This window comes from Roseospira navarrensis (assembly GCF_009601025.1).
Taxonomy (GTDB): domain Bacteria; phylum Pseudomonadota; class Alphaproteobacteria; order Rhodospirillales; family Rhodospirillaceae; genus Rhodospira; species Rhodospira navarrensis.
The window spans coordinates 1-16611 of sequence record NZ_WIVE01000033.1; the positions used below are offsets into that span (position 1 = coordinate 1).

A 16611-nucleotide genomic window follows, 5' to 3' on the forward strand; every position below is an offset into this window, starting at 1 on the left:
GCGCCTTGCGATCCAAGCTCTTCATGGCCGCGCTCTCCGCCGTGCGATACAACCCCGACCTCAAGGCCTTCTACGAAAGGCTTATCGGCAACAAAAAGACACCAAAAGGCGCACTCCTCGCCGTTGCCAGAAAGCTCGTCATCATCGCAAACGCGGTCCTCCGGCCTCAGCCCGAACCCGCCACAAACTGAGTTGATGACACACTTTTAATAGAGAGTGTCATCCTGAGCGCCCGAAGGGCGCGAAGGATCTCGTGATGGGGCACGAACCGTGACACCCCAGTCATCCGGATTCGGAGCCCTGGCGGTCCGACCCGCCCGACTCACCCGCCGGCCCCGACCCATCCCGCCAGCAGCGTGATGGTGACCACGGACGCCAGCGTCTGGGCCGTGATGATGCCCGCGACCAGCGGCGCGTCGCCGCCCATGCGCCGCGCCAGCACGTAGGACGAGGCCGAGCACGGCAACCCGGCATAGAGCACCGCCACGGTGGTCGTCACCGCATCCAGCCCGGCCAGGGCGCAGCCGGCCCAGACCAGCAGCGGCAGCCCCAGCAGCTTCAGCACGGCCGAGACCGCGACCGGCCCGCCCGCGCGTTTCAGGTGGGCGAACGACAGGCCGGCCCCCACCGCCAGCAGGGCCACCGGCAGCGCGGCCCGCCCCAGGATCTCCAGCACGGGGCCGATGACCGGCGGCAGCCCCACCCCGCTCGCGTTCAGCACCAGCCCCAGCGCGCAGGCCAGGATCAGCGGGTTGGTGACGATGCCGCGCGCCACCCCGAACAGGCTCGCCGCCTGACCGCGGCCGAACCGGGTCATGCAGGCCACCGACAGCACATTGACCAGGGGGACCACGACGGCCACGCCGATCGCGGTGAGCGTCACGCCCAGGTCGCCGAACAGGGCGGCGGCGACGGCGAGGCCGATGTAGGTGTTGGGTCGGATGGCCCCCTGAAAGACGCTCGTAAAGCCGGCGTCGTCCACACCCATGCGCCCCGTCAGCAGCGGCCGGCGCAGGGCCAGCGTCAGGCCGGCCACGGCCAGCACGGCCAGCGCCTGGATCGACATGAACGGCGCCCAGGCGACCGTGCCCATGTCCGCGCGCGCCAGATTGGCGGTCAGCAGCGCCGGGAAGGTCACGGTATAGGTCAGATGCTCCGCCGGACCCCAGAAGGCGTCCGGCACCCATCCGGACCGCTTCAGCCCGAATCCCAGAAGGATGACCAGGAACACCGGGAGGACGGCGACGACCGTCTCGGCCATGCGGAGACTCCCTCGCCCCTCCCGCGCCGACCCGGCCGGGATTACAGCAGGTTGGGCAGCACCCGGTCCGGCGGCCGGTGGCCGTCGCTGAAGGTCTTGATGTTGATGATGACCTTCTCGCCCATGTCGATGCGGCCCTCGATGGTGGCCGAGCCCATGTGCGGGATGGCCACCACGTTTTTCATGGACAGCAGCTTGGGGTTCACGGCCGGGGCCTGTTCGAACACGTCCAGGCCGGCGCCCGCCAGTTCGCCGTTGGACAGCATGCGCACCAGGGCGTTCTCGTCGATCACCTCGCCGCGCGCGGTGTTGACGATGTACGACGTGGGGTGCAGCAGCTTCAGGCGCCGGGCCGACAGCAGGTGATAGGTCGCCGGGGTGTGCGGGCAGTGCACCGAGATCACGTCCATGCGGGCCAGCATCTGGTCCAGGCTGTCCCAGTAGGTGGCCTCCAGCTCCGTCTCGACATCCTGATGGACCGGGCGACGGTTGTGATAGTGGACGGCCATGCCGAAGCCGCGCGCCCGCCGCGCCACCGCCTGACCGATGCGGCCCATGCCGACGATGCCCAGGCGTTTGCCCCAGATGCGGTTGCCCAGCATGTGGGTGGGCGACCAGCCCGCCCACTGGCCGGAGTGCAGCAGGCGCTCGCCCTCCACCAGGCGGCGCGGCACGGCCAGGATCAGCGCCATGGTCATGTCCGCCGTATCCTCGGTCAGGACGTCCGGCGTATTGGTCACCGTGATGCCGCGCTGGTGGGCGGTGGCGACGTCGATGTGGTCCACGCCGGTGCCGAAGTTCGCGATCAGCCGCAGATTGGGACCAGCCTGCGACAGCACCGCGGCATCGAGCCGGTCCGTCACGGTCGGCACCAGGATGTCGGCCTTGGCCATGGCCGCGGCCAGTTCCTCGCGGCTGAACGGATGGTCATCCAGGTTCAGTTCCACGCGGAACAGCTCGGCCATCCGCGTCTCGATCGGCTCGGGCAGCTTGCGCGTCACAACGACGAGGGGCTTGGTCGTGGGCATACGGCCTGTTCCTCTCGGCTTGTCTGGGGGATACGGGGGTGGTCCGGACCTTGAGCGATGCACGACCCGAGGCGCGATGGTCCCAAGGGATGGCTCCTGTATTAGACCGTCCCTACCCCACCTGTCCAGAAACACAACCGTCCTGCGTCCGTCCGCCACGGGTTTGGCGCACTTTGGACATGATGCCCGGGCTGAATGGACTCAGGACGCCACCCCGACGACCCGGAGGCCCGCCCGTGACGCCACGCCGCACCGTTCTCGCCGCCCTTGCCGCCGCCCCCGTTCTGCTGGCGGGCTGCGCCGGGCCCCGCGCCCTGTCTCCCCCCGACGTCGCCCTGGCCGACGTGCGGTTCCTGCGCGCCGGCCTGTTCCAGCAGGAGGTGGACCTGCTGCTGTCCGTCGGCAACCCGAATCCGGAGCCGATGCCGCTCACGGGGCTGCGGGTCGCGCTCACCGTCAACGGCCAGCCCCTGGCCCGGGGCTACGCCGACCGGACCGCCACCCTGCCGCGTCTGTCCACGGTCACGATCCCGGTGCGGGCGCGCATCGACTCCGTGGACCTGGTGCGGCAGATCCTGACCCTGGGAAACCGCTCGGGGGTGGACTATGTCCTGAGCGGCGAGGCGTTCGGGCCGTCCACTGGACGGGGCGGCCTGCCGTTCCGCAGCACCGGATCCCTGGACGTGCTGTCCGGCGAGACGGGACCCGCCCTGACCCCCCTTTAGGGCCGCCCCCAGAAGGATGACGGAGACGACATGAACGGCGACGCGACCGTCCTGGACCCGGCGGCTCCGACCCTCGCCAGCGAAAGCTGGCGACGCAACGACATCGTGCGGTGGCTGCTGGAGGACGGCTGGCGCACGCGCACGCCGGAAGCGCTGCTCTCCGAGCTGTGCCCCCGTCTGATCGACGCCGGCGTTCCGGCCGACCGCGTGAACCTCTCGGTCCGGCTGCTGCATCCCCAGGTGTTCAGCCTCGTGTTCATCTGGCAGCCGGGACAGCCCATCAAGCGGCTGGAGGGCGCCTACGCGATCCTGGACGAGGACCGCTTCCGACTCAGCCCCCTGAAGGACCTGAGCGACGGCGATGGGGCCGTGATCCGGCGGCGCATCACAGGCCCGGCGGCGTCCCTCGACTACCCCATCCTGCACGACCTCGCCGCCGAGGGCTTCACCGACTATCTGGCGCTCGGCCTGCCCTTCTCCGACGGGCGGCACAGCGCCATCACCCTGGCGACCAGGGCGCCCGGCGGGTTCGACGCCGCCCATCTGGCGCTGATCGACGACGCCGCGCCGGCCCTGGCCCGCGTCGTCGAAATCATGGCCCTGCGCCATACCTCGTTGACCCTGATGCAGACCTATCTGGGCCGGCAGACCGGAGCACGGGTGCTGGACGGCCAGATCCGGCGCGGCGACAGCGACGTGATCCAGGCCGTGATCTGGTTTTGCGACCTGCGCGGCTCCACCCGCCTAGCCGAGGCCATGAACGCCGCGTGCTTCCTGGAGACGCTGAACGGTTATTTCGACGCCATGGCCGGGGCCGTCCTGGACCACGGCGGCGAGGTGCTGCGCTACATCGGCGATGCCGCGCTGGCCATCTTCCCCTACCCCGCCGGCGACACCGAGGGCGCGGACCCCGCCCCGGCCCGGGCCGCAATGGATGCCGCCCGCGATGCCGGCGCGCGGATGGCGGCGCTCAACGCGGAACGGCTGGCCGCCGACCTGCCGCCCCTGGGGCACGGCATCGGCCTGCATGTGGGCCGCGTGACCTATGGCAACATCGGCGTACAGACCCGGCTGGAGTTCACCGTCATCGGGGCCGCCGCCAATCTGGCCGCCCGAGTCGAGGGCCTGTGCAAGACGCTGGACGAGCCCGTCGTGGTCAGCGCGGCCTTCCGCGAGCGGCACCCCGGCCCGTGGCGCGCCCTGGGCCGCCATGCCCTGCGCGGCGTGGACAGACCTGAGGCCGTCTACGCCCCGGCGTGAGGCGAAGCGCCGACGGTACGTTTTGGCTTGCCCCGCGCGACGCCCTGCCCCATGTGTTGGCGCGTGAATGACCCTATTTTTCGATCCGGAGGGCCCCGATCCATGACAGCCGCGCCGTCGCACGACCCGATCCAGTGGCATGGCACCACCATCCTGTCGGTCCGCAAGAACGGGCGCGTGGTGGTTGCCGGTGACGGCCAGGTGTCGTTCGGGCAGACCGTCATGAAGTCGAACGCCCGCAAGGTGCGCACCCTGTCCGAGGGCGCGGTGCTGACCGGATTCGCCGGAGCGACCGCCGACGCCTTCGCCCTCTTCGAGCGCCTGGAGGGCCAGCTTGAGAAGCACCCCGGCCAGCTCACGCGGGCCTGTGTCGAAATGGCCAAGGACTGGCGCACCGACCGCTACCTCCGCCGGCTTGAGGCGATGATGGTGGTGGTGGACCGCTCCGTCTCGCTGGTGCTCACCGGCAACGGCGACGTGCTGGAGCCCGAGGACGGCCTGATCGGCATCGGCTCCGGCGGGTCGTTCGCGCTCGCCGCCGCGCGCGCCCTCATCGACCGCGACGACATGGACGCCGAAACCATCGCCCGCAAGGCCATGGCCATCGCCGCCGACATCTGCGTCTACACCAACCACTCGCTGGTCGTGGAGACCCTCGACGGCGCCGACTGAGCCGCCCGGAGACCCGCCCGCCCTTCCCGCTCGATTGCCTGAGAGAAGTCCGCCGCCATGTCCGCCTTCAGCCCCCGCGAAATCGTCTCCGAGCTGGACCGCTACATCGTCGGCCAGGCCGACGCCAAGCGCGCCGTCGCCATCGCCCTGCGCAACCGCTGGCGCCGCCAGCAACTGCCCGAGGCCCTGCGCGAGGAAGTGCTGCCCAAGAACATCCTGATGATCGGCCCCACCGGCGTCGGCAAGACCGAAATCGCCCGGCGACTCGCCCGACTGGCCCAGGCGCCCTTCCTGAAGGTGGAGGCGACCAAGTTCACCGAGGTGGGCTACGTCGGTCGCGACGTGGAAAGCATCGTCCGCGACCTGATCGAGATCGCCATCAGCGAAACCCGCGAGCGCATGCGCAAGCGGGTCCACGCCAAGGCCGAAACGGCCGCCGAGGAACGCGTGCTGGACGCCCTGGTGGGCGAGAACGCAAAGGAAGGCACCCGCCAGAACTTCCGCAAGATGCTGCGCGAGGGCCGACTGGCCGACAAGGAAGTGGATGTCGATGTCCGCGACACCGGCGGCATGAACATGCCGACGCTGGACATCCCGGGCATGCCCGGCCAGCAGATGGGCATGCTCAACCTGGGCGACATCTTCGGCAAGGCCCTGGGCGGGCGCACCCAGCGCAAGCGGATGACCGTCGAGGAGAGCTACGAGGTCCTGGTGCGCGAGGAGGCCGACAAGCTCCTGGACGAGGACCAGGTGGTGAAGGAAGCGATCGCGTCCGTCGAGAACAACGGCATCGTCTTCCTGGACGAGGTGGACAAGATCACCGCCCGCACCGACGCGCGCGGCAGCGATGTCTCTCGGGAAGGCGTCCAGCGCGACCTGCTGCCGCTGATCGAGGGCACCACCGTCGCCACCAAACACGGCGCGGTGCGCACCGACCACATCCTGTTCATCGCCTCGGGCGCGTTCCATCTGGCCAAGCCGTCGGACCTGCTGCCCGAGCTGCAGGGCCGCCTGCCCATCCGGGTGGAGTTGAAGGCGCTCGACAAGGACGACTTCGTGCGCATCCTGACGGAGCCGGAAGCGAGCCTCATCAAGCAGTACAAGGCCCTGATCGGCACCGAGGACGTGACCCTCGCGTTCGAGGACGACGCCATCCGCGCGATCGCCGATCTGGCGGCCGAGATCAACACGTCGGTCGAAAACATCGGCGCGCGGCGTCTGCACACGGTGCTGGAGCGGCTGCTGGAGGAGATCTCCTACACGGCCTCGGACCGGGGCGGCGAGACCATCGTGGTGGATGAAGCCATGGTGCGCGACCGCGTCAGCCCGCTGGCCAAGTCGGCGGACCTGTCCAAGTTCATTCTGTAGCGCAAGACCAGCGATGAGAGCCCGCGTCACCCCAGGGCTCCACATCCGGATGACCGTTCTGTGACACGGATGGGGTCGAACTTACCTCTCGAGGTCCTTCGGTCGCCCCCGGCGACGCGTCGCGTCGCCGCAAGGGAGCGCAACCATCGCAACGATGGTCGCGGGGGCTCCCTCAGAACGACACACTTTTGATAGAGAGTGTCATCCTGAGCGCCCGAAGGGCGCGAAGGATCTCGTGATGAGGGATGAGCCATGACACCCCTGTCATCTGGATTCGGAGCCCTGCGCGTCACCCGAAGCCGCTGACAGCGGGGAAGGATCTGGTTCCTCACGGAAAATCGAGGCCATGGGGCGTCCCGGGACCTTTCGTCGGGGGCAGACCGAACGCCCTCCCCTGGCAAGGGGAGGGTTCGGGAGGGGCTTGAGCACGCACTGGTTTCGGGTGCCGCCCTTGACCCCTCCCAGCCTCAACCTGCCGCTATCACGGTCACAGATTTTTCGAACGAGTGCGGCCGTCTTCTGCAAGAGGATGGACCACCAAGACCCCAAGATCACAAAGGGGTCCGCGCCTTGGCGGACCCGCAGCGACCCTCCAGGAAAATGATGGAGGGCGGGCGCTATGACATTTTCGCCGCGCTCTTGGTGCTCTTCGTGTCTTTGTGGTCTACTTCTCCTCCGCAGCAAAATTAACCACAGAGACCCAAAGGTCACAGAGCGGTCGTCATGTCGTCATCCGGCCATACCGTTGCGGTTACCGGCTACGAGTCTGGGGCTCTTGACGCGATTGTCTTGATGCTCCGTTCTTGGTGTTCTTTGTGTCTTGGTGGTGAATGATCCGGCGCTGCCGGATCATCCAGCGCCCGCCGCCGAAGACGTGTGACTCGGAGAGCCATTCCATAGGGAGGGAGGCCGTTCGGCGCGACGTGGACCCGGACGCCTCCCCTGCCTTCGGCCACAGGCACGCCCCCACCCAACACAAAGCAATATGCCCATAAGTACCGGCGCTTTATGCCCTAAGTCATAAGACGCATATCCCGGCATACCTCAAGATTAATTCACCATATATCGTTTGCCGCGTTGTTTCGTTTCAAATTGATGGTAAATTGAGAGTGCCAGTTGAGGCCGCTGTCTGAACGACAGACATTGCCCTCACCTCTGGCACCCGCTGCCGGGCCTCGGTGTCCCCTTACGAACCCCCGGCGGAACACAACAACAACCGACGATGATGGGCGGACACATCAGGTCCCGCATCGTTCACGGGTGAAGGACACACACGATGAATATGATGCAACGGATCACGACGACCCGGTCGGGGATCGCGGGCATGGCCACGGCCGCGGCGCTCACCCTGATGGCCGCCACGCCGGCCCAGGCCGCCTACATGAGCATCGAGGGCGGCACGGCGGGTCCGATCGCGGGCGCCACCACCGACGTCAACAACGTCATGGACGACGCCACCCCGGGCTATTTCTACGGCCGCGTCTGGCTGGATTTCGGGGCCCTGACCAACCCCAACGTCGCGCTGACCTTCCACGGGTTCGAGGCTGGCTATCAGAACCAGTTCTGGCTCGACCTGAACGGCGACGGCCTCTATTCGGCCGCCGAAAAGATCTTCGACACCGAGGACTATGCGCCGTCCAACCGCAAGGGCACGCTCGCGAATCCGCTGGAGACCGTGACCCGCACCCTGCTGCCGCAGGGGACGCAGAACACGCTTCTGGGCTTCAAGTTCGTGACCGATCGCAACGCGAACAACACGCCGGACTATGACGCCACTAACGCCGGCAACGGCACCACCAAGGACCCCAACGTCTTCGCCTCGTTCATCCTGGACGGCAACGGCGCGGCCCGCGCGGGCAACACCGTCCTTCTGGCCCTGGATGACGGCGGCGCGGGTCCGGACGACAACCACGACGACATGGTGGTCAGCATCGCCGTCACCCCGCTGCCCGCCGCCGCCTGGTTCCTGCTGACGGCGATCGGTGGTTTGGTCGGCGCCCGCTGGCTGCGCAAGGACGGCATGGCGGCCACAGCGTAGGGGGGACCCCGTTTCCCCCACCCGACCGCGCGGGTCGGGCCACCGGCGCGATTTGATCCCCGCTGCTCGATCTGCTCAATCGAACAGGCCCGGCCCGCGCGGCACGTTCCTATGTATTTGGATATCGGTCCTGAGGCGGACACGTCCGCCTCAGGACCTCCGCCGCTTCGCGGCGCCGGCGCGGTCGCGCCGGGTTTTTCGGGATGGATCGGCGGGACGGCGACACGCCCGCCTCAGGACCTCCGCCGCTTCGCGGCGCCGGCGCGGTTGAACCTTCCACCTCCAAGGTTCGTGCCATGCCTGGCACCCAACAGGAAAGCCGCGCTTCGGGTGAAGCGCGGCCTTCGAGTCACTTCCGGAAGGAAAGCCCGGACATCAGATCATCAGGTCGTCCGTCGCAAGGATCGTGGAGACGTCGGCCGCCATGTCCTCGGTGATGAACTGGTCGTAGACCGCCAGATTGTCCACATCGCCGTCCAGGCTCCGCCCCCAGGCCGTACCACCCAGCCAAATGTCGTAGCTGGAGCTGTCCGCCAGGGAGACACCCGCCAGCGTCTCGCTCGCCACCATCTGGCCATCCAGGTAGGCCTGGAAGGCGCCGGAGGTCTCGTCCACCGCGAAGCCGACCGTGTGCCACTGGCCATCCATCACACCCTGATCGGAGACCGTGACATTGTGCCGTTCGCCATCCAGGAAGGTGAAGGTCAGGTCACCGTCCTCGCCCAACACCACACCGACATTCATGTGGTGCCAGAACATGCGCGCGTCCCCACTCAGGCCATCGGTCCGGAAGTCGAAGAAGACGCTGACCTCGTCCTGGCCGGCCAGGGCGCTGTTGTCGTCAAGGCTGACGTATCCGCTCGTGGTATCGACGTAGACGGACCCGTCGGCTTCGGCCACGACCTGGGCCGCGCCCTTCAGAACCGCTTCGGCAAGGCCGTCGCCGTCGGAGTCCATCGCCCCATCGAAGGACAGGCTCGGAGCCGGCCCGGCCACGTCCGTGTCGGTCCCGCCGTCGGTCGTCGGATCGGTGACCGGATCGGTGACCGGATCGGTGACCGGATCGGTGACCGGATCAGTGACCGGATCGGTGACCGGATCGGTGGTGGGCTCGGACACGGTCGGCGCGACACCGGCGATCGCCTGCGCCGTCTCGCAATCCACGCACTCGGCGAAGATATCCAGGTTGTTGACGTCGCCGTCCAGGCTCCGCCCCCAGGCCGTGCCGCCCAGCCACACGTCGCGGCTGGAGCTGTCCGCCAGGCTGAGGCCGTCCAGGGTCTCGCTCGCGACCAGCTCGCCATCCAGGAAGGCCTGGAACGCGCCGGTGGTCTCGTCCACCGTGAAGCCGACCTTGTGCCATTCGCCATCGATCACACCGAGATCGGAGACGGTGACGGACTGCCGGTCGCCGTTCAGGAACGTGAAGGCGAGGTCGCCGTTTTCCTTCAGAACCACACCCATGTTCATGTGGTGCCAGAACATGCGCGCTTCGCCGCCCGGTGCGGTTTCGGTCCGGAAGTCGAAGAAGACGCTCAGTTGGTCACTGCCGGTCAGGGCCGTGTTGTCCGTAAAGCTGACGTAGCCGTCCGTGGTGTTGACGTAGCTGGTGCCGTCCGCGGCGGTCTGCAGCGTAGCGCCGCCTTCCAGGCTGACGCAACTGTCGTCGTAGCTGCACGCGTCGAAGGCGAACTGCGTCTCCGGCAGCAGGACCGGCTCCACCGTGTCTTCGGGCTCGGTCGGCTCGACCGGATCCGCGACCACCTCGGCGGAGGTCAGAACCTTGGACACGGACTCACCGGCGCCGGTCAGGTAGGCATCGAACGCGGTGTTCAGGGTCTCGACGGAGGCCGCGTCGCTGGAGTCCGCCGTCATGTTCAGGTGCGACACATAACCCTGGAACCCACCCTTCCACAGGTTGCCGAGCATCGGATGCCAGGACGCCTGGGCCAGGGTCAGCCCGGAAATGTCACCGGAGCCGACCAGCGCGCCGTCCACATAGACGCCGACGGAGCCCGCATCCGAGTCATAGCTGACCGCCACATGGTGCCAGTCGGTATCCTGCAGGCCGGCCCCGCTGGTGGTGACGGCAACATCCTGACCGTCCTGAGTGGCCAGCCAGACCTTCAACTCGCCCGTGTCCGTCAGCGTCACCGTGAAGGCCGTGTGCATCCGGAAGATATCACCCACGCCACCCAGCACATCGGCGCGCTGCAGGCCGAAATCCAATGTGAAGGCATCAAGGCTGTAGAGCTGATCGTTGTCACCGATGTCGAGCTTCACACCCAGCGTGTTGGTCATGTCGAGCGCGGTGACGCCATCCACGTCGGCAAAGACCGCCTCGTCCACGTTGGTCCCGTCGCCGTTGTAATAGGACAGGTCCTCGACGGCGCCCGCCTGGAAGTCCAGAGCCATCAGGACGCGGTCCGCGATCTCGATCGCGGTCACGTTGGTCGCCTGCGACCCGTCCGCGCCGGTCACGGTCAACTGGGCCGTATAGGCGCCGGGAACGTTGGTCTTGAACTCGAATGTCACGCCAGAGGCCGTCTGGACCGCGTTCCCCTCGGCGTCGAAGACCGTCCACGCGAAGTCGGCCGCATCAGCGGACAGCAGCCCGGAGGCATCGCGGGTCAGGCTGCCGTCGAGGACCAGGGCCTCGCCCGTCAGAGCTTCATTGTCCTCGAACCGGATCGACGCCGTCAGCGCGTCGGGGGTGGCGTCGAACTGCGTCTGCGGAGCCCCGAAGCCGGCCGCCGGGCTGTCCGGCAGAACCTGAAGGTCCTCGGGAACCGCCACGGTCGCGCCGCCCAGCGCGTCGCTGAACACGGTCTGCACGTAGTTGGGCGCCAGCGGATCGGTGTTCTGGGTGATGAAGTTCTCGCCCACCGAGCTGTTGGGATCACTGGTCCTCAGAACCGGCTCGGCCGGCACGATGTTGCCGTAGATTTCGACGTTGAACGATTCGCCATTCGAATTGATGTGCGGAACCCACAGGGAGTCGCTGTCGCCCTCGGTGGACTGGACAATCGTGTTGTCCCGGATCACCAAGCCGTCCGTCTCACCCACCGTGATCCCGTGGATCACGGACGTGTAGATGACGTTATCCTCGATCAGGATGTTCTGGTAGTACATGTCGTAGCCGCCGCCCTGTGAGTCCACGGCTTCGTTGCGCATGAAAATCGCCTGCGGCGCGTCACCCTCGCCCCGATCGAAAATGTTCTCGCGGATCACGATGTTGGTGGACGGTTCCGTCGTACCGTTGGTCCAGAACTGGACGAAGTCCTGGTGCGAGGTGTCCGTATCGGCCTTGTCGAAGTTGCTGAAATGGTTGCCTTCGATCAGCACGTTGTTCACCGTCACGAAGTTGAAGCCATCCGACGTCATCTTCGTGACGGTGTTCCCGGTGACCGTCAGCCCGTCCACCCGGCCGAAGACGGCGCCGCGGTGGAACGTCTCGAACTGGCAATCGGTCACGCCGATGTCGCTGCTGTCGGTCACATACAGGCCAATGCCGCCGCCGTAGCCGTCAGACACCGTGCCGGTCCCTTCCACGGGCTGGCCAGAGAACTCACAGTCATTGAAGGTGATGCCGCTGCTTTCGCCGACGGTGAAGGGCTTTTCGCGGGTCGGATCACCACCCTGATACGTGTAGCTGAAGTCAACATCCTGGAACGTGATATTGTCGACACCGTACACTTCCAGGCCGGTAATCACCGCCGGGCTTTCGCTATCCAGCGACTGAATGGTCACGGGCGCATCGTAGTTGGCGGTGGCCGGATTCTTCACGCCGTGGATGCTGATGTCGTCGTACTGGCCGCCCGCCAGGAGAATTGTTTCGCCACCTGTGGCCTTCTCCAGCACGGCAATGAGTTCTTCGCTGTTCGACACGGTGTACGACGTCATCTCACCAACTCCTTCAGCCTGACGACCGCGCCTTCATTCTGAAACGGCCGATGTCTACGGTGGGATCACAGTAGATCAGGCTTCGGATCTGGACAGTGACGGGCGTTACAACTCCGTTCTTTGCTTTTTATTTACTTTTTCTGACATTTCTTTTGTTTATTATTTTGCGACGAATTTTGCCGGCATTCGGATCGAAATGGGTGCCATGATCCGACGACCGGAGCCGGCCCCCGGACACGCAGCCGCAGGCGGGGCCGGACCCTCGACGGACGACCGGGGCGCGCGCTGTTCAAATCGCGGGGGCTGTTGCCCTCATGGGCGGTTGTCGTCGCGCCCCGTCGGGACACGGACGTGTCACCGCAGCGCGGCGCCGGCGCGGTCAGGGGCGCCGCACGGGCCACGACACCCCGGCGCGCGAGCGGACAGGCCCCCGAGGGCCGGGATCACACTGGATTGGGCGCAGCGGCCTCCGGCTCCGGGGCGAGCGAGGCGTTGTGGCGCGCGGCGGCGAGGCGGTTCACGCGCCGCTGATACTCCCGGAACCACATACCGGCCCCCAGGTAGAATATGTACAGAACAAAAGGCTGATTCCAAAGGTGGACGGTCAGAATCGAAAACGAAAGGGCGATCATCATGATATTGTAGCCCTTCCGGAAATTGTTGACGTATGGAATGGTCACTTTCGCACGGACATTGTTCACGATGACGAAGACAAGCGTCAGGAACAGCAACAAGAATCCCGGAATCCCATAGCGTAGCGCCGTGACAAGCCAGAAATTGTCCGTACTGTTCGAGTGCATCCAGTCCGGCATATCCCACGCATTGAACCCGATCCCGAAAATCGGGTTTCGAAACAGATCGTCGGACGCGAAATTCCAGATGAGGATTCGGTTATACGCGCTTCCGGGACTCAGACTCAGGTAACTGATGGCGACCTGATAGGGCGTTCTGTCGGACAGCAGGTCCACCACCACGTATCCCGCAATGATGAGCGTTGCAAGAATCTTCCATTTCGACGCAACCTTCACGACCTTGTCCCAGGCGAACGCAAGCAACTGAACCGCGAGCAGCGTAAACGCGCCGGACGACAAAGAGAACATTGTCGTTGATACTGGAAGCAATGCGCGGAACAATGACCGTATTATACGCGTCCTCTTGTACGTCAAATACATGGCCGGAGCAAGCAGGCTGCCAAACACCATACCGTGCAATATCGGGTGGTCAAAAGCAGTTTGAGCCCGAAAATACCCCAATCGGACACCGTAAAAACCACGTGAAACTGAAAAGGACCCGAGTAACATTGAAAACACATTCTTGTTTGTCACTGATTCGAAAATCGCAAGCGGCAGCATCACCGCAGCCGCAACCAAAAGAATAACGAACGCTTGCATAAAGGCCTTCGGAGACCTGATCTGCGTGCGGGCTAGGAAATAGGCACCCAGGACTTCGATCGCATAAATCCCCACGGCTTCAATTCGCACGACGCCATGCAAGACGAGGATGGCGACAGACGCCCACATCACATGAATAACGATCAGCCCATCCGCAAGGGAAGGCCGGATGGTTCGATCTGAAAAGAACGCAAAAAGCGCTGGAAAAAAGAAAAGAATAAGGATAAACCGAAATGTCTGGAGGTGAATAGGGCCAATGCTCAAGCCAACGGGTATAAACAGAGATACAAGAAAAAGCGCACCCATGATCCCAAGCCTTTTTTCAGGGACCCGGGCTCGCAGCGCTCCATCCAACCCATTTCCAGTCGCGTTCATTGACTGTGCCATTTCTTCCGATTCTGATAAGCGCTTGCCCCCACTTGTGCACCTTCCGGTTAATCTTGATGGCACGCGCCCCGTTGGGCGGCGCATCAATCGGGGGCCGCAGGAGCCGGCACTGTATCCTCACTGGGCTCGAATCAAGAAGAATGCCGGACAGCGGAACCCCAAAAAAGGCGCATTATGGGCGATACATTCAATCCAAGGGCCTGGTTAAGCCCCCCGACGCTCGTACAGATCGTCCGTCATCGCGATGCGGGCACGGAACTCATAGCCATGCTCGGCCATCACCGCGCGGACTTTTTGATCGCCACCCAAAACGGACACGTTTTCGATCAGCAGCCAGTCGATCTTAATCCGGCCAAGGTTCAATCCTTCAATGACAGCTAACTCAGCGCCTTCGACGTCGATCAAGGCAAGGTCGATATGGGTGACGTCTGGAAGGAAATGATCCAGCGGATAACACGCTACGTCATAGATCTTATGCTGATGGAGCGAAAGATCTTCGGCGCGGACGCAATCCGAAAACCCGGACAATTGGTGCTCCCAACCCTGGAGTGCCTCGAACTCAACAAACGGCCGTTCGCAGGCGTTGTTCGAGATCGCTGCGCAGAAAAAAGGTGTAGTTCTTTCACGCGCCCAATCCTCCTTAAAACAGGATAGGGGATCGAAAGCCCAACCCCTCCACCCGGCGCGCTCAAACACATAACTATTGCTATTTTCTATTGGCCTGTTAGCCCCAATATCAATAAATATTCCGGTGTCTTGAGACTTAAAAACGTGATTCAAAAAATAGTGATCTTGCCCAAACTGAGATCTGCACCCGCTTTTACGCATCTACTTAATTTCTTGTTTCTTGTATCTAACGATTGCCACGTCTTTTGATATCGAACGCGCCACCCTCGTATCTACTTTGTACTTGTACCACTCGTATACAGATTTTGCCATCTGAAACAGCAGGCGCTGTCGGCCGAGCAGCCTTTTGACGCGACTTCTTATATATTCAACGCTCATGCTTTTCGCCCTTTTAAACCATTCTTCAGTGCCAGTGGCTAACCTGAGGGTGTCGTCGGGTTAAGGCAAGGCAGATCTGACCCTTCAGAGGCCTAACCGGCCCCAGGCGCCCGCCACTATACGGATTGCATTTCTGAGCGACAAATATTTTGCCCCGTTGACAGATGTGCGGATCGGACGAAAAAAATTTCCGGGCCAAGTCGAAATACCTTTTGATGCCAATGTTCGCCCGACCATACAGCAAAGAAATGACATACCCTTCGCTACGGGGCACCAAAGGTGAACGGCGGCGGCGGCCGCCTCGCCTCCTGGGGGGCCCGACGACATCGCGCACCCCCTGGAGCATCGGGCGACTGGGCAGCGGGCCGCACGGGATCGCCAACCGGGGAACCGCAATCGAGATGGGCAACAGGGTTCCAATGCATCACATGAACGGTGGCCAACTTGTTCGGCCCTAGAAAGGTACCTTGTGCCCCGTCAATGGGGTGCAGTACGTTGGCTTGGATGCCGTGTGCCGGTCTCGGACATCAGTGTTCGCCCACAACGGCACGGACCAAACAATACCCTCTTTGCCGCAGGACCAACACCGGCAGCAGTCTCGGAGAGCGGTTATATGAGCCGATATGTGTTGATTAAGGGAAAAGGTGGCTTCGGCAACCGGATCCTTTCGGCTGCGACCGGAATTGTTTATGCAGAACTTACAGATCGACAGCCCGTGATCGACTGGCGCGACAATACTTATGACAGCACGGGAATGAATGTTTACAAAACTTTGTTTGACTCGCCTGAGATGCCGGACCCGGAAAGCCTGAACGATGAACAATCCGTGGCGCCAGCCCTCTGGCGCGGCCGGCTGGGCATGAACCCTTCAGAGTTGATTTCTCAGTTCGATCCGAAGAAGCACTCCGACCCCTTCATTTACCGGAAATACTGCGTTGATCTCAGCCGGCTCGATCGCGAGACGACCGTCGTCGTATTCTGGTCTTACTTGCCCAAGCTTGCGCGGCTGAACCGGGCGCTCCGGGCCGACCCGCGGTTCCGCGGCCGCTCCCACGTCGCCATCAACCGGGATGTCCTGGAAACGTGGTTTCGCCCCAACGCGCGGATTCGGGCCAAGGTTGACGCCCTTGCATCAGCCGACCGGCGGCCCTTGATCGGCGTCCATATCCGCTACACCGACCGCAAGACGCCGCTGGGCGCCTTCGAGCGCGCCTTGACGACCGCCCTGGCGAAGCAACCCGACGCCGCGATTTTCCTGGCGACGGACAGTGGCGAGGTCGAACGGCGCATCCGCGATCGGTTTCCGGGGGTGTTTACCCTGGCGAAGTGGCTGCCGGAAGACGGAGGACGCCTGCACAACAACGCGAATATACCGGATGCGACCCTCGAAGCGGAAAACGCGCTGGCGGACATGTGGACGTTGGGGCAGTGCGACCAGTTGCTGTACTCCAGCCGGTCCACGTTCTCCGTCGTCAGCGCCATTCTTGGCAGCGCGCGCGGACAGCGCGCCCTTGACGTCGAACGGGCCAATCCCCTGCTTCGCGCAAAGCAGGCATTTCAAAGATATGCCTGA

11 protein-coding genes and 1 pseudogene are annotated in these 16611 nt (G+C 64.2%); 7 read left to right on the plus strand and 5 right to left on the minus strand.

Annotated features, from left to right (window positions below):
* Window positions 1-191, plus strand: a pseudogene (locus tag GHC57_RS11210) (hypothetical protein); the annotation flags it as partial.
* Window positions 192-322: 131 nt separating this feature from the next.
* On the opposite strand, the gene GHC57_RS11215 reads toward GHC57_RS11210, so the two are convergent.
* A complete protein-coding gene (locus GHC57_RS11215; protein WP_153344222.1) occupies window positions 323-1261 on the minus strand; it encodes an AEC family transporter in 939 nt (312 codons plus the stop codon).
* A 41-nt stretch (window positions 1262-1302) separates the two neighbouring features.
* Window positions 1303-2289 carry a 2-hydroxyacid dehydrogenase gene (locus GHC57_RS11220; RefSeq protein ID WP_153344225.1) on the minus strand — a complete coding sequence of 329 codons (987 nt, stop codon included), beginning with the start codon at window positions 2287-2289 and terminating at the stop codon, window positions 1303-1305.
* Between the two features lie 236 nt (window positions 2290-2525).
* Between GHC57_RS11220 and GHC57_RS20265 the strand changes: the two genes are divergently transcribed.
* The 5 genes from GHC57_RS20265 (at window position 2526) to GHC57_RS11245 (ending at window position 8352) form a co-directional block, all read left to right on the plus strand.
* On the plus strand, window positions 2526-3014 hold the full coding sequence (locus GHC57_RS20265; protein ID WP_170294842.1) for an LEA type 2 family protein: 489 nt from the start codon (window positions 2526-2528) through the stop codon (window positions 3012-3014).
* 30 nt (window positions 3015-3044) lie between these two features.
* Window positions 3045-4274 (plus strand): adenylate/guanylate cyclase domain-containing protein, encoded by a 1230-nt coding sequence (locus GHC57_RS11230; protein ID WP_153344229.1) that lies wholly within the window; start codon window positions 3045-3047, stop codon window positions 4272-4274.
* A gap of 102 nt (window positions 4275-4376) precedes the next feature.
* On the plus strand, window positions 4377-4946 hold the full coding sequence (gene hslV / locus GHC57_RS11235) for an ATP-dependent protease subunit HslV (RefSeq protein ID WP_153344231.1): 570 nt from the start codon (window positions 4377-4379) through the stop codon (window positions 4944-4946).
* A 57-nt stretch (window positions 4947-5003) separates the two neighbouring features.
* The gene (hslU, locus tag GHC57_RS11240; RefSeq protein ID WP_153344233.1) at window positions 5004-6314 is read left to right on the plus strand and encodes an ATP-dependent protease ATPase subunit HslU; all 1311 of its coding nucleotides are present in this window, start codon (window positions 5004-5006) and stop codon (window positions 6312-6314) included.
* Window positions 6315-7638: 1324 nt separating this feature from the next.
* Window positions 7639-8352, plus strand: a complete 714-nt coding sequence (locus GHC57_RS11245; protein WP_170294843.1) for a VPLPA-CTERM sorting domain-containing protein — start codon at window positions 7639-7641, stop codon at window positions 8350-8352.
* Between the two features lie 375 nt (window positions 8353-8727).
* On the opposite strand, the gene GHC57_RS11250 is transcribed toward GHC57_RS11245, so the two are convergent.
* The 3 genes from GHC57_RS11250 to GHC57_RS11260 all read right to left on the minus strand — a co-directional run bounded on the left by GHC57_RS11250 (window position 8728) and on the right by GHC57_RS11260 (window position 14861).
* The gene (locus tag GHC57_RS11250; RefSeq protein WP_153344237.1) at window positions 8728-12255 is read right to left on the minus strand and encodes a LamG-like jellyroll fold domain-containing protein; all 3528 of its coding nucleotides are present in this window, start codon (window positions 12253-12255) and stop codon (window positions 8728-8730) included.
* Between the two features lie 443 nt (window positions 12256-12698).
* Window positions 12699-13952, minus strand: coding sequence for an O-antigen ligase family protein (locus GHC57_RS11255; RefSeq protein ID WP_153344239.1), 1254 nt, complete (start codon window positions 13950-13952; stop codon window positions 12699-12701).
* 285 nt (window positions 13953-14237) lie between these two features.
* The gene (locus tag GHC57_RS11260) at window positions 14238-14861 is read right to left on the minus strand and encodes an FkbM family methyltransferase (RefSeq protein WP_153344241.1); all 624 of its coding nucleotides are present in this window, start codon (window positions 14859-14861) and stop codon (window positions 14238-14240) included.
* Between the two features lie 790 nt (window positions 14862-15651).
* Between GHC57_RS11260 and GHC57_RS11265 the strand changes: the two genes are divergently transcribed.
* The gene (locus GHC57_RS11265) at window positions 15652-16611 is read left to right on the plus strand and encodes an O-fucosyltransferase family protein (RefSeq protein ID WP_153344243.1); all 960 of its coding nucleotides are present in this window, start codon (window positions 15652-15654) and stop codon (window positions 16609-16611) included.

What these genes read in the sequence shown, in the direction of transcription:
- hslV (WP_153344231.1), top strand. Translation starts at nt 4,377, where the DNA reads ATGACAGCCGCGCCGTCGCACGACCCGATCCAGTGGCATGGCACCACC.
- GHC57_RS11220 (WP_153344225.1), bottom strand. Translation starts at nt 2,289, where the DNA reads ATGCCCACGACCAAGCCCCTCGTCGTTGTGACGCGCAAGCTGCCCGAG.
- GHC57_RS11265 (WP_153344243.1), top strand. Translation starts at nt 15,652, where the DNA reads ATGAGCCGATATGTGTTGATTAAGGGAAAAGGTGGCTTCGGCAACCGG.
- GHC57_RS11215 (WP_153344222.1), bottom strand. Translation starts at nt 1,261, where the DNA reads ATGGCCGAGACGGTCGTCGCCGTCCTCCCGGTGTTCCTGGTCATCCTT.
- GHC57_RS11255 (WP_153344239.1), bottom strand. Translation starts at nt 13,952, where the DNA reads ATGGGTGCGCTTTTTCTTGTATCTCTGTTTATACCCGTTGGCTTGAGC.
- GHC57_RS11245 (WP_170294843.1), top strand. Translation starts at nt 7,639, where the DNA reads ATGGCCACGGCCGCGGCGCTCACCCTGATGGCCGCCACGCCGGCCCAG.
- GHC57_RS11230 (WP_153344229.1), top strand. Translation starts at nt 3,045, where the DNA reads ATGAACGGCGACGCGACCGTCCTGGACCCGGCGGCTCCGACCCTCGCC.
- GHC57_RS11260 (WP_153344241.1), bottom strand. Translation starts at nt 14,861, where the DNA reads ATGCGTAAAAGCGGGTGCAGATCTCAGTTTGGGCAAGATCACTATTTT.
- hslU (WP_153344233.1), top strand. Translation starts at nt 5,004, where the DNA reads ATGTCCGCCTTCAGCCCCCGCGAAATCGTCTCCGAGCTGGACCGCTAC.
- GHC57_RS11250 (WP_153344237.1), bottom strand. Translation starts at nt 12,255, where the DNA reads ATGACGTCGTACACCGTGTCGAACAGCGAAGAACTCATTGCCGTGCTG.